Genomic DNA, 12171 nt, shown 5'->3' with positions numbered 1-12171 from the left:
TACTTATTTTGCCTTTTTAGTAAGCAAGTCTTGCCAAATGATTGGCGGGACGGTGTAGGACTCCTTACCAATCGTCTGATAAAGCAGAGTATTTCTTAGAATCGCTTTCACATAGAAGCTCGTCTCATTCCAAGGTAATTCATCCACCCAGATTTCCGCTTCTGGTGTGGATCCTGGCTCTGTCATAGCAGAGGACACTTCAGGACGTGCTTCAATCCACTTTTTCAAACGATAGGGTCCTGCGTTATATGCTGCGAGTGCAAAAGGCACGCTTTGCGAGAACTGGCCCAACATCTGGGATACATAGAATGAGCCCATCGGAATATTCACTTCAGGACGGAACATATCTTCCGGCACTTCTATTTTCATTCCCAAACGTTTTGCAGTGTCTTGTGCTGTTGGAGGAATCATTTGCATCAAACCCAACGCATTTGATGTTGAGATTGCTTTCATATTAAAGCCACTCTCTTGGCGAGTGAGGGATCTTAGCAAAATCACATCAATTCCGTAGCGATCAGATTCTTTCTTATAAAGACTGGTGAAGACCTCTGGGTAACCGATTTTCAGGAATTTTTCCTGGCGCAAACGCGGATCATTTTCCAAGGCATCATTCACAAAGCGAATCGCCGTGAAGTACTGACCGCGCTCTGCCAGTTTTTCTGCCAATGCTACTTTTAAAGTTGGATCTTTCATTGGAGGCAAATCCCCTAGCTCGATTTGAGCTTCACTCACCCAGCCTGCGCGAGACAAAGCAACAAAACGGTCCCAGGATTTTTTCTGAGTTCCGGCAAGATAAAAAGAATCTGCGAGTGTTAGATTTTTATCTGTCACTTCCGGCCACGTCAGTTTGCCATTTTGATTTTCTGCACGTAAGCACAAACCGTAATAAGAAAACGGATATTTCTCGATCAACGCTTGAGAGGCTTTATCCGCGCGGTCTTTGCTAAATTGCTGTAGCGAACGAACCAACCAATATTGCGCATTCAGATCATAACGATCTTTGCCTTGTTGAACCAGGCGCTCGAGTAACGCTGCCGCTGTCGTGAATTCTTGTTTGCGATAATAAATCAGACTTGAACGGAACAGGGCTTCTGATGACTCATCCGATCCGTTAGCATTTACAATCAGTTTATTGTACAGATCGAGAGCTTTGTCATATTCACCCAAAAAGTGCGCAGAACGAGAAGCCACCCATAATGAACTTACAATCGTAGGTGATTGAGGATTTTTATCGTACGCCTTCTGCGCAAGCTCCAGGCTGGAAGCCCACTCCCCTTTACGGTGCAGGTTTTGCGCCCATTCCAATAATCGCGAAGCGTCTGCCTGAGACATTTCCACCAGAGCTTTTTCGGCGACCATTTTGTCGCTGATGGAATTGTAAATTTCCAAAGGCTTGTCTTTCAGTCGACGAGCGGCCCGACCGGCGGGGAATTGATTCAACAAACTAATCGTATCTTTTAAAGCTGGAATTAAATCATTTTGCTTTAAAGACTGACGGATTCGCTCCTCAAGCTTTCCATCTTCACCGATAGCTTCAACCTGTACGGGAGAGCCCGCCTTCGCAGATTGATTGCGGGCTTTGGCCAAGAACTCCAACTTTTCAGTCAGGTATTTTGAATCTTTCATGCTTTGCGCTTCTTCGTATAGGAATTGCGCTTGGGTGTAGTCATTCGCATTCAAGGCGAAATCACCCAGCATTTGATAACACTGAGATTTCTGCTCGCGATTTAATTTCGAACCATTATCCAAAAGCTTTTCGATGCGTGTTTCAATTTTACGATTTTTAAGCTTGGCTTGAGAATCAAGGTAGCTGAGTTCCTGGCTCACCCACATATTCCACAGATCTTGTGACCACGGTCCTTGATCGAAAAGATCCCAGGATTTTGCAATCGCCGTCAGAACACGATCTTCTTGTCCAGCACTGGTTTTCTTTTGTTGAGCTTTATCCAAGCAGTGCAACCACACTTGCCCCACCCAACCTTTAAGTTCTTTTTGCGCTGCAAATACTTTCGGCGAAAGAGTCAGACATTCATTCCATCGACCGTTGATTTCATGACCTTTTAGCTGTGCCAGGGCGGGAAGCTTGGCAAGTTTTTTTGCATCCATATCATAAAGATCAACATAGCCCGTTCCTTTAAGATCACGGCTGATATCTATTTTACGCACGACAGAGGCAGGCGCCGCGGGTGCTGCCGTTGCACTGGTTACCAAAAGTTTTAATAGCAGAGATATTCCGGACATTATTCTTTCTCCTTCGCAGGACCGACAACTTGAAACGCTCCTGTATAAAGCTCTCCGAAAAGACTTTTCTTTAAATACACCACAGAAATTTCGCGCTGCTGACGAAGCATTATGCGAATTTTCATAAATGGTTCCTTTAACTGACTTTCAACATTGGCTTCGCCAGCGGTGTCACAATAATAAAGCCATGCATCCGGGACTGCACGGTCCGCGCACACATCCCAGTGAGTTTTAAATGATCTGTAAACCCATGGGAAAGGCCATTGCTCTTTCATGCCGATTTGCACCGACTCCGTTAAAAGATTCGGATGATCTTTGGCCACTTGTAAAATCAGATTCTGCAAATCCTTCATTTCGTATGTCGAGTTCACGTAAATATAAGGATGGTTTAAATCAAGGGGCTGCGCATACACTGAGCGCCAATCACTGCGGATACTGCCCAAGGTGCCCACCAAAATAATTGATCCGAAAAGATACCCCTGCCAATCGCGGCGAGCGAGGATCTTTTCCGCATAGATCGCCAGGACAAAGTAAAAGCCCCAAACCAGAGAAAGAATGCACCAAACTGTTTTATAAGGAATCCAAGAATAAACGAAAAGTTGAAACAACGAGAAGGCCGAAACCATGCGTAGGCGCGCATCTTTAGTGAAGAGTCCCACAAAGGCCATACCCACGCCAAACAAAACCAAAGGCTCTGCTTCAGCCAGTACTTTCACCCAATACAGAAATTCTTTGTTATGCCCCGTTTCGCCAACACCCGTTTTCATCCACGGAAGGAAGGCTTTAATGAAATCAAACAGACCCATCCAATTGCGCAGGAAACCCGTGAACAACAAAACAAATGAAATGAGTAACATCACAACCAGGTACGTCAGACGCTTAGACCAAGCGGCTTTGATTTTTCCCCAGTTAAAGTATTGGCGGATCATGGTCGGGCCAGCAAAAAACAATCCCACGACCCAAGATGCCAGGGTGATCGCAAAAGTTTCCTTTAACGTCGCCATCCCCACGACACCCGTTAAAAGGAGTGCCAGTGACGTGCCGTCAAATTTTTCTGACCAGCGGAGCATCCCCAGGGCGAACAAAAGCTGGAAAAACACAAAAGACATTTCGTGAATGCCTGAACGGCCATAAAATAAAAATGCCGGACTGAAAAACAAAAAAAGCATCATCGACCAGCGCACCGCGCGGGATCGAATCAGGTAAAAACTGAACAGCATCACGCTCGCGACAGAAAATACCGCAGGAACAGAGCGAAGAACCTCTATACTGTGTCCCCAGATCGCAGTAAAAGCGCGCACCAGATAAAAATACAAGGGACCATGATAATTGGTCGGATCGTATTTATAAAAACCATTGATCTTCATCTGCAAAACGAACCAGCCATTAATGCCTTCATCAAAATGCAGAGGTTTATTGGTCAACAAATAAAAACGGCTAAAAACCGTCAAAAGAAGAATGACAAGCCAAATGATGTATTTCTGGATTTGAGTGACGCGAATCGATTTCATTGGTATTAATCGTAAAGATGGAATCCTCAGAGTCAACACCTCACTGCTCTCTCCTTGTATATCTGAACAAAGATGCGGACGTTATCCCTTCTTTTCTTCAGGATTTACGCACGTTCTTTCAAAAATTTCCAATGAAGTACGAGTTGATTGCTCTTGTGGAGCAAGGCGCCGATAAAACTTTTGCAGTGCTTAATTTACAAGCTGAAAAATCTGGTACCAATGAAACACTCAGCGTCCATAAAAATGAACTAAAGAAAGGACGCGCACTCAGTCTTTACCAAGGCATGGAATTAGCTCGTGCTCCCTATGTGATGATTCTGGACTCGGAACTCGCCTCCCCTTTTGGAGATGTCTTTAAATTATGGCAGCACCTGGTCGCTGAAGAAAAAGTCGACGTGTGTTGGGGCGATCGCTATCGTAAAAAGGAAAATCCGTTTCTTCGTGGAGACTCACCCCGCACCAAAACGGAAATTCTGTTTAATAATATTCTGCGCGAAAAATATCACAATTCGTTGCAAGACCCACTTTGTGAGGTCATTGCCATTAAAAAATCCGCTTGGGAGAAAATCCGTTCGGAGCTTCCTCTGCAAAAACTGCGCGGTTGGTATTTAACTCCAGCTCTGCATCAAAGCGCACGACTGCAGACTTTAAGTATTATTGAGATCCCCGTTTACGATTCCGGCAGATCGTCAAAGTCTTATCATGTGTGGAAAGAACGTCTGAATTTATTCCGGGACAGCATTTTTACGAACCGGCAGTGAATTCTTCGGCCATGTTTTGCAATGCTTCGTGCAGATAATAATCAAGCCAGCGATGACTGCCCAACGGCGTTTTTTGTTTTGCAATATACCCAAGGTGCCCACCTCGCCCTTCAATGTGCAGGGAAATATCTTTGGATAAATTGGCATCGCGATAATCTTGCACCGTCACAAATGGATCATCGGCACCAGTCAGCATATACGTGGGCACATCGATCTTGTGAACATAGTGAATCGCAGAACAACTCTCGTAGTAATCTTCACGGTCGCGGAAACCCGATGCGGGTGCCGTGTAGATACTGTCCAAATCATGAATCGTCGCCCAAATCGGAATACGATAAGGTTGCTGGATTAATCCATGGCGGTATTTCATATCAATGTTCTGGCGCAGGCGATGGACAAAACGAACGTCGTAAATACGATTAAAGCCACTTCCGAGTAAACGCGCTCCCCGTCCCAGATTCAGTGGCGCATTGACCGTGATGATGCCATCGGGTTTGTGATCGCCACGAAAGCCACCACCCAAGCCGAGCACAATACAACCACTCATCGAATAACCGATAGCGATCTGTTTCTTGCTCGGGAACTTCTTTCTTAAAACTTTTAGGACTTCAGAAACATCTTCTGCTCTGCCCGAATGATAAGGATTTTTTGCCGCGGTCAATCCGGGACCCGCGCCGCGGTGATTGACCAAAACGACGGTGTGCCCAAGCTTGCGACAGAGGATCGCTGTACGTTGCATGTAATCGGCATGCATGTCTCCGGAAAGGCCATGGTAAAGACTGACCACCAGATCCGTGTGACCTGGGTGATAATAACAAAAAAGTCGATCCCCATCAGGAAGATCGACTTCAAAATTAATTCCAGGATTTTCTAACTCAGGTGATTTTAGGAAATGCCCCCATAAGGTTTGTCCGTGACCGCTATCGGCCCAGAACGGAGCTTCACATGAAATCAACTCTAGTCTTTGCAATAGTAAGTCCCATTTAGCATCACGTATCCATCGGGGCGATTGCCGCGTGGATCGTGATGAAGCCAATGAAGCAAACCACCTTGGTTTGTCCAAAGAAACATTCCACCCATAGCTACGCGATCGCCGATTTGTACGGGAACGCGTGGGCACATGTCTGAATTGTACACGGCTTGCATAGTTTTTCCATTTGAAAGTCTCACAACCCACTTTTGGTGTTGATTGCCATTCGTGTCGTCAGGCAAAACTTGGATCACTTCCATATCGGAGCCTTCAACATAATCAACACGTCTGTGAGATTCCATCGCACTTACGATCGCAGAGTCGTTTCCGGAAGCTTGGTAATAGGCGTAAGCATGACTTGAAATTGCAGCAACTGATAAAAGAACTGAAAGTAAACGAGTCGTTAACTTCATTGTGTGATCCCCCTCTGAATCGGCACCGAAGTTATCATTTGTTAGAACAAAAACAAGACAATAAATACGCTATTTCTTTAGGGTTTTGTCAGGGCCTTATTTGTGACCCTAATGACAAAAAGTGAAATTTTTACTTATACTCGACATTCTCGATCGTTACGAAAACTTCGCCTGATGGCTTGACGAGTTTTACCTCATCTCCGAGCATTTTTCCTAATAGTGCACGCGCCACTGGTGACTTCCAAGAAATCTTGCCCGCTTTCGCATCAAATTCATCTTCGCCAACAATTTGATATATGAGCTCGTCACCATCTTCAGTGACCAGAGTGACAGTGGCGCTGAATAAAACCTTCTCACCCTTCATCAATTTAGGATCAACGACTTCAGCATCTTCAATTCTTTTTGTTAAAAAATGAACGCGGCGATCGATTTCACGCAGACGCTTTTTTCCATATTGATAATCCGCGTTCTCGGAGCGGTCGCCATTGCTTGCAGCCCACTGAACGATCTCTACAATTTTTGGGCGTTCACCATGCATCAAAGATTGGTACTCGTCGCGCAGTTTCGCTAGACCTTCGGGGGTGATGTAGTTCTTGTTATTATCCATGCGTAACATACTAGACCATTTTCCAGTCACAATCCAAGTCTTTTGGACCATCAAATAAATCGAGAAATTTTCCGATAAATGTATGAGGAGGAAACAGATGAAAAATCAAGTGAAGAGACTAGTTGTCGCTGCGATAAGCTCGTCATCTGTTTTTGCGCTGACGTGGATTTGGTATCAATCAACGGACAAGCAGCAAAACTCTCATACCAATGAGAAACCGCTGGCTTACGTTGGCAAAGTTGTTGACGATATCCAACGCCGCCCGGCAACTCGCCTGCTATGGCAATTAGTAAACTCTGGTGAGCCACTTTATGACGGTGAAGCTATTCGTACTTCTGATCGCGGCGAAGTGCGCATTCAATTTACAGATTCAGATCGCTATTTGGATTTGGAACCAGAATCATTGATCGTTATTAAAAAATCCCAGGGCGAAATCGCTCTTGATTTGATGGAAGGTAGTCTTTTCGTTAACGCGAAGGCTGGTAAAGAAGAAGGCAACGCTCCCGGACTCGTTCTTAATTCTGCGAATGGTAAAGTCGATTTGAGTCAGGCGTCTGCCTCTCTTTCTAAAGGCAGTGGCAACTCTGTCGATGTCCAAGTCCTTGAAGGTAAAGCTTCGGTGAAATCCAAAGACGGTAAAAGTCAGGAGATCTCAACAGGAAGTTTCGGTGCTTTGGGTGCGAGTGGTTTACAGTTTGATAAAAACAGCGTGAAAATCACCAGCCCGAATTTGCAAAAACCAGTAGCAATGAACGCCGATGATTTACAACCGATTCCCATTAAATGGTCAGGCTTCCCGTCGGATGCACAAGTTTCTCTATTCACCGGCACCAACCGTCGTGAAATGAAAGAGATGGCAAAAGCACCTGCGGGTGATTCTGTCATTATGGCGAAGCTTCCGTTTGGTAAGCACTATTGGAAACTCGTGGCAAAATCTGCTACGGGCGAATCTCTGGGCGAGAGCCCGATTTACAGAACAGAAATTCAGGCGCGCTATGCTCCGACGGTGACTTTCCCGACAGCTGACGTGGAAATTCCTGCTCACACAAATCCATTTGATATGACATTTAAATGGCAAAAAAGTGAGGACACTCGTCAGATGACTTTGCAGGTTTGGTCAGACGCCAAATTGACTCAACCGATTGCGACAAAAACATTTACCACAGAAGACAGCTATACGATGCCCGGCCTTCAAGAAGGTACGTATTACTGGCGCATGACTTCTTATTTTAATGATTCAGACAAACCCGTGCTTGGAAAAATGCAGAAGTTTTCGGTGAAATTCACAGAGATGTTAAAGCAGGCTTCAGCAGAAGCGGCGGCTCCAACCCCTGCTCCGAAACCTGAAGTTAAACCTTTGGCTTTCACCATGTCGGAATCACAAATGACTCAGTACTTTGTGGATTCTCCTAAAGTGAATATGTCCTGGGGTGCCGAGAACATGCAAAATGTCAGCGCTTATCGCGTAAGACTGCATGACGAATCTCAAACAGCAGCAGATGTTCAACCGGTGGAAGTGAAAGAAAATAAACTGACGGCTTCGGTTCCTAAACCTGGTCGTTACATTGCATCGATTGAAGCTGTTGATAAAGACGGTCAAGTGGTGGGTTCTGGAACTTCTCAAGCCATCACGGTGACACCGATGCCGATTTTGAAAGCTCCCCTGTTCATCCCGACTGAAGGCCCGCTTCAAGCCTCGATGGATGGCCGTTCGACTTTAGAGTGGAACAAAATTGAGGGTGCGGCTGATTACGAACTCGTGATCAAAAAAGACGGAAAAGAATTGAAACGTACTAAATATAAGAACACGTCCACGGCCATCCGCAATCTTTTGCCGGGTGAGTATGAAGTGATGATCTCAGCGCAAGACACTTACGGTCGTGCCGGAGAAACCGGACCTGTTCGTAAATTAATTGTGCCGGATAAATCGAACTTGAAGGCACCTACATTGAAAAAAATTAAAGTGAATTGATGTTGAAGAGACTTGCCACCCTTCTTTTACCAATGCTTCTTATCTGCGGAGTGACCGCCAAGGCCGAGCCATATCGTCGCCTGGTGAACTTTGAGTGGGAGCAAATTGAGGGTGCAAAGTCCTATGATATCGAATTGACTCAAGTGAAAAAAGAAGGCGAAACCGGAAAGCCAAAAACCTTCAGCTTTAAAACCGCTGATTCCATCTGGAACGGTCGCCTGACACCGGGTAAGTACATGATGAAATTGCGTGCGCGCGATTATCGTGGCGTTCCGGGTGAATGGTCTGAGCCGAGTGAGTTCAACGTGGGCCTGGATAATGTGAATATGAAATCCCCTGCTCCGAAATCATCTGTCGCCTCCAATGACGAAGAAAAAACAGACGTCGAATTTAAATGGGATCCAGTGGGTGGCGCAGACCAATATGCGTTTGAACTGACTTCTGAAGACGGAAAAACCAAAATTTCTGAAATCGTAAAAGAAGCGAAATTCAAAACATCGGTTCCTGTGGCAAGTTCTTATACTTGGAAAGTCACAGCTCAAAGCTCTGAAGGTATTTCCAGTGATGCAACATCCACGGCGCAGTTCACCGTGATGGGTAAAGCTTTGGCAGCACCCGCAATCGTAAAACCTGAGTCCATGTTTGTGCGTGAAATCAGATGGTCTCGACCAGATTATATCAAAGAATACGAAGTGATTGTCGCTCGTGCGAATCCGACGACGAAAAAATGGGAAAAAGTAAAAACGTATGAAAGCTATACGGAAGACTCTCTGCCGTTTGATTCGTCTTGGGAAGGTGGAAAATACCAGATCATCTTGAAAGCAAAGTCCGATCTGCGCCCAGCTTCCCCATCCAGTAAAATTATTTTTGATGTTCGCGAAGGTGATCGCTCTGCTGCTGCTGAATACACGGCTTTGGTTCGTCGCTCGATTGAGAAAACCAATGGCTGGTACGGCATCGCAAGTTACCTTGTGACTGATATGAAATTCTCGGGTTCAAATCCAGAGAAAAACTCCCAGGTTGCCTATGATGCTTTCGGTGGCACAGGTCGCGTGGGTGTGGGCTGGAATGGTCGCAAATCTCCGTGGGGATTCCTAACCATTATTGATTTAAGTGGCTTCACAATTGGCGGACAGGTCCGTACCTTTGCGGCAGCAGAAGCCAACGCAGTCTACAAACAGCCGGTCGGTGATCGCGCTGAACTTCGTTATCAGCTGGGAGCTTTCTATAAAGAACTTCCGGAAACGATTGGTGATCCGTTTACGGGTACCTCAGAAAATCAAACCATCAGCTCTATCGGCCCCCACGGTGGTGTCGAGTATTGGTATTCGCTGACTCCGAAATGGGGTATTCAGTTGAATGCCCATGTTTATGCATCGGTGATGAAAGTGTCCACACCAAATGGTCAGGACATTTCACCAACGATTTCAACTCAATTTGGAATTTTAGGCAGCTATAGATTTAGTGAAAGGTTCACAGGACTTATGGGCTATGCACGCCGCGAAGACCGTATGTCTTACAAAGCCGTCCCTTCGACGTCGAATTTTGCGATGGAAGGTGACTTAAATGAATCTGTTGTTGTCGGCAATTATCTTAACTTCTTCGCGGAATGGAGTTTTTAATGAGAATACCCATCTCAACCAAACTCATCACAGTGACGATTCTGATTCTGGTGGCCTCCACCGGAGCGATCACACTGATTTCATCAAACTACTTCGAGAAAAAAGCCTCGGAGCAGGTCGATATCGCCAACCTGGAATCCGCTTCAGCGAAAGCCAAAGAAGTTGATAACATCATCGCATCTTTAATCGATAAAACGCGTACGAATGGTTCCCTGCTGATGAAGGGTGCAGCAGCAGCGGAAGACCTGGATTTCAATTTTACCAAAGACAAAAACTTTGTGGCTTTGGAAGTTTTGAAACTGAATGGCTCTTCAGTGGAGTCCGTAGCTCGCAAAGTAAAAGAAGATGTTTTGAAGCCTTACTTATTGGGCGAGTCTTATTTTGTAAACTTGCGTGCTTGGCAGCAGTTCCCTGTGCGCAATTTAGCTGAAGGTAGCATTGAAATTAAAAATGCATCTTATCCAAAAGCTCCCGCAATGATCACGATTGGTATTCCGTTGGTGAAAGATGCTCAAGGGAAAATCACTCACGTGGTTTTGGCTGACGTGATGATGGCTCCCCTGCAAAAGCCCTTCACGGATCTTTCCGAGCGCACTCAATATCTGATTGATGGCCAGGGTGAGGTGCTTGCCCATAAAGACGAACAAAAAGCGATCTCTCGTTTAAGTATGAAGGCTTACCCGTTCGTGACAAAAGCCATGAACACTAAGTCTCCGCAGTATCAAACGAAGTTTGTGGATCCAGAAACTCAATCTAACTTCTTTGGTGCGTCGGTTAAGACGTCCTATGGTCCAATGGTGATTTCGCAAACCTCTGAGGCTGCGATCCTGGAAGTATCGAATGAAGTAAAACGCCGAGCGATCTTTGTGGCAGGTTCCGCGATCTCGCTTGCGATTTTCTTTATCTTCCTGTTCTCTATGACGCTGACCTCCCCGATTGAAAAATTAGCCGGTTTGATCAACATGGTTTCTAAGGGTAATTTCGACGTGAAAGCCCGTGAGCATGTTAAATCCCACGACGAAGTGGGTGACTTGGCTTCAGCCTTTGACCACATGACAGAAGGTCTTAAAGAGCGCGATAAAGTAAAAAGCTTGTTCTCGAAGTTCCACGGCTCGGCGGTGACAGAGGACTTGATCGGTAAAGACATCGGTGTCGGCGGTCAAAGTAAAAACGTGGTGGTCTTTTTCTCGGATATCCGTGGATTTACGGCCTTCTCTGAAAAACGCTCTCCTGAAGAAGTCGTAGAGATGCTGAATGAATACTTTGGTGTGATGGTGGGAATCATCAATGCCCATGGTGGTGTCGTTGATAAATTTATCGGGGATGCGATCATGGCTGTTTGGGGAGCTCCTAAAACAGGTCCAAAAGATGCCTTCAATGCAGTTCGTGCCTGTCTGGAAATGCGCCGTGGTCTAGACAAATTAAATGAGACCCGTATTGCCCGTGGTCAGCCTCCGATTAATATCGGTATGGGCTTGCATGCAGGTCCTGCGATCTCGGGAACGATTGGTTCTGACGAGCGTATGGAGTACACAGTTATCGGTAATACCGTGAATACAGCTTCTCGTATCGAAGCCTCGACGAAGGCTTTTGGAGCTGACTTGTTGGTTACTGATTCGGTTATTGATCAAGTGGGTGATGCGTTTAAAACTGAGCTTGCGGGTGCTGCCGAGGTAAAAGGCCGCTCTGAAGCGATCAAGATGTACAAAGTCCGCGCTTACAAAGCCGGAGACAAATACGTCGAAGTCAAAACGCCTTACTCAGATTACGAAGCAGAATCTGCTGATAAAGTGAAAATCAAAGCTTCTTAAAGCTGTTTCATAATTTCTTCGACGGTTTCCTTCACTTCGATTTTGTCATGGGTATCAAGACTGAATCGGATCACGGTGTAGGAAACCTTTACGCCACCCTCATCACGCTCATGTTGTGACATCCAATGGATATGTTGAGCGTTAAGATGCAATACTTCCTGCGCACGCGTAACTTTAACAAACTTCATGACTTCCCCCACCACTCAACGGTAATTCCCTTTTCCAGTGTTGCCAACGTAGTAAATTTCACTTCCGCTGCGGTT

Annotated in this window: 10 protein-coding genes; 4 read left to right on the top strand and 6 right to left on the bottom strand. The window is 45.7% G+C overall.

What is annotated here, in order from left to right; all coding sequences use genetic code 11:
- Window positions 1-3: 3 nt before the first annotated feature.
- Together ACLSU7_RS17075 and ACLSU7_RS17070 are read right to left on the bottom strand one after the other, a co-directional pair.
- Window positions 4-2241 carry a transglycosylase SLT domain-containing protein gene (locus ACLSU7_RS17075; RefSeq protein WP_413293102.1) on the bottom strand — a complete coding sequence of 746 codons (2238 nt, stop codon included), beginning with the start codon at window positions 2239-2241 and terminating at the stop codon, window positions 4-6.
- Window positions 2241-3752: a TIGR03663 family protein gene (locus ACLSU7_RS17070; protein ID WP_413293101.1), complete on the bottom strand. Its 1512-nt coding sequence runs from the start codon at window positions 3750-3752 to the stop codon at window positions 2241-2243. Before ACLSU7_RS17070 ends, ACLSU7_RS17075 begins: the two co-directional genes overlap by 1 nt.
- A 131-nt stretch (window positions 3753-3883) precedes the next feature.
- On the opposite strand from ACLSU7_RS17070, the gene ACLSU7_RS17065 reads away from it, so the two are divergent.
- Window positions 3884-4513 (top strand): hypothetical protein, encoded by a 630-nt coding sequence (locus ACLSU7_RS17065; RefSeq protein WP_413293100.1) that lies wholly within the window; start codon window positions 3884-3886, stop codon window positions 4511-4513.
- Here the strand turns inward: ACLSU7_RS17065 and ACLSU7_RS17060 are convergent.
- The 3 genes from ACLSU7_RS17060 to greB all read right to left on the bottom strand — a co-directional run bounded on the left by ACLSU7_RS17060 (window position 4497) and on the right by greB (window position 6503).
- Window positions 4497-5483 (bottom strand): YheT family hydrolase, encoded by a 987-nt coding sequence (locus ACLSU7_RS17060; protein WP_413293099.1) that lies wholly within the window; start codon window positions 5481-5483, stop codon window positions 4497-4499. The two genes, ACLSU7_RS17065 and ACLSU7_RS17060, sit on opposite strands and share 17 nt — an antisense overlap.
- Window positions 5471-5896, bottom strand: coding sequence for a DUF3465 domain-containing protein (locus ACLSU7_RS17055; RefSeq protein WP_413293098.1), 426 nt, complete (start codon window positions 5894-5896; stop codon window positions 5471-5473). Before ACLSU7_RS17055 ends, ACLSU7_RS17060 begins: the two co-directional genes overlap by 13 nt.
- Before the next feature lie 130 nt (window positions 5897-6026).
- Complete coding sequence (gene greB / locus ACLSU7_RS17050) at window positions 6027-6503, bottom strand: transcription elongation factor GreB (RefSeq protein WP_413293097.1); 477 nt, start codon at window positions 6501-6503, stop codon at window positions 6027-6029.
- 97 nt (window positions 6504-6600) lie between these two features.
- Here greB and ACLSU7_RS17045 point away from each other — a divergent pair, with 97 nt between their 5' ends.
- Genes ACLSU7_RS17045 through ACLSU7_RS17035 form a run of 3 tightly spaced genes read left to right on the top strand, consistent with a single transcriptional unit; the run spans window position 6601 to window position 11908 of the window.
- Window positions 6601-8475 carry a FecR domain-containing protein gene (locus tag ACLSU7_RS17045; RefSeq protein WP_413293096.1) on the top strand — a complete coding sequence of 625 codons (1875 nt, stop codon included), beginning with the start codon at window positions 6601-6603 and terminating at the stop codon, window positions 8473-8475.
- Window positions 8475-10097: a hypothetical protein gene (locus ACLSU7_RS17040; protein WP_413293095.1), complete on the top strand. Its 1623-nt coding sequence runs from the start codon at window positions 8475-8477 to the stop codon at window positions 10095-10097. The genes ACLSU7_RS17045 and ACLSU7_RS17040 overlap by 1 nt, the downstream gene beginning before the upstream one ends.
- The gene (locus ACLSU7_RS17035; protein ID WP_413293094.1) at window positions 10097-11908 is read left to right on the top strand and encodes an adenylate/guanylate cyclase domain-containing protein; all 1812 of its coding nucleotides are present in this window, start codon (window positions 10097-10099) and stop codon (window positions 11906-11908) included. The genes ACLSU7_RS17040 and ACLSU7_RS17035 overlap by 1 nt, the downstream gene beginning before the upstream one ends.
- Here ACLSU7_RS17035 and ACLSU7_RS17030 read toward each other — a convergent pair.
- Window positions 11905-12096 (bottom strand): hypothetical protein, encoded by a 192-nt coding sequence (locus ACLSU7_RS17030; protein WP_413293093.1) that lies wholly within the window; start codon window positions 12094-12096, stop codon window positions 11905-11907. The genes ACLSU7_RS17035 and ACLSU7_RS17030 overlap by 4 nt on opposite strands.
- Window positions 12097-12171: the final 75 nt, after the last annotated feature.

It is taken from the genome of Bdellovibrio sp. HCB185ZH, from assembly GCF_047302455.1.
Taxonomy (GTDB): Bacteria; Bdellovibrionota; Bdellovibrionia; order Bdellovibrionales; family Bdellovibrionaceae; genus Bdellovibrio.
This window is presented reverse-complemented; position numbering and strand designations above follow the sequence as displayed.

Excerpts from the sequence above, each read along its gene's own strand:
- ACLSU7_RS17045 (WP_413293096.1), top strand. The coding sequence starts at position 6,601 with ATGAAAAATCAAGTGAAGAGACTAGTTGTCGCTGCGATAAGCTCGTCA.
- ACLSU7_RS17055 (WP_413293098.1), bottom strand. The coding sequence starts at position 5,896 with ATGAAGTTAACGACTCGTTTACTTTCAGTTCTTTTATCAGTTGCTGCA.
- ACLSU7_RS17075 (WP_413293102.1), bottom strand. The coding sequence starts at position 2,241 with ATGTCCGGAATATCTCTGCTATTAAAACTTTTGGTAACCAGTGCAACG.
- ACLSU7_RS17070 (WP_413293101.1), bottom strand. The coding sequence starts at position 3,752 with ATGAAATCGATTCGCGTCACTCAAATCCAGAAATACATCATTTGGCTT.
- ACLSU7_RS17035 (WP_413293094.1), top strand. The coding sequence starts at position 10,097 with ATGAGAATACCCATCTCAACCAAACTCATCACAGTGACGATTCTGATT.
- ACLSU7_RS17065 (WP_413293100.1), top strand. The coding sequence starts at position 3,884 with ATGAAGTACGAGTTGATTGCTCTTGTGGAGCAAGGCGCCGATAAAACT.
- ACLSU7_RS17040 (WP_413293095.1), top strand. The coding sequence starts at position 8,475 with ATGTTGAAGAGACTTGCCACCCTTCTTTTACCAATGCTTCTTATCTGC.
- ACLSU7_RS17030 (WP_413293093.1), bottom strand. The coding sequence starts at position 12,096 with ATGAAGTTTGTTAAAGTTACGCGTGCGCAGGAAGTATTGCATCTTAAC.
- greB (WP_413293097.1), bottom strand. The coding sequence starts at position 6,503 with ATGGATAATAACAAGAACTACATCACCCCCGAAGGTCTAGCGAAACTG.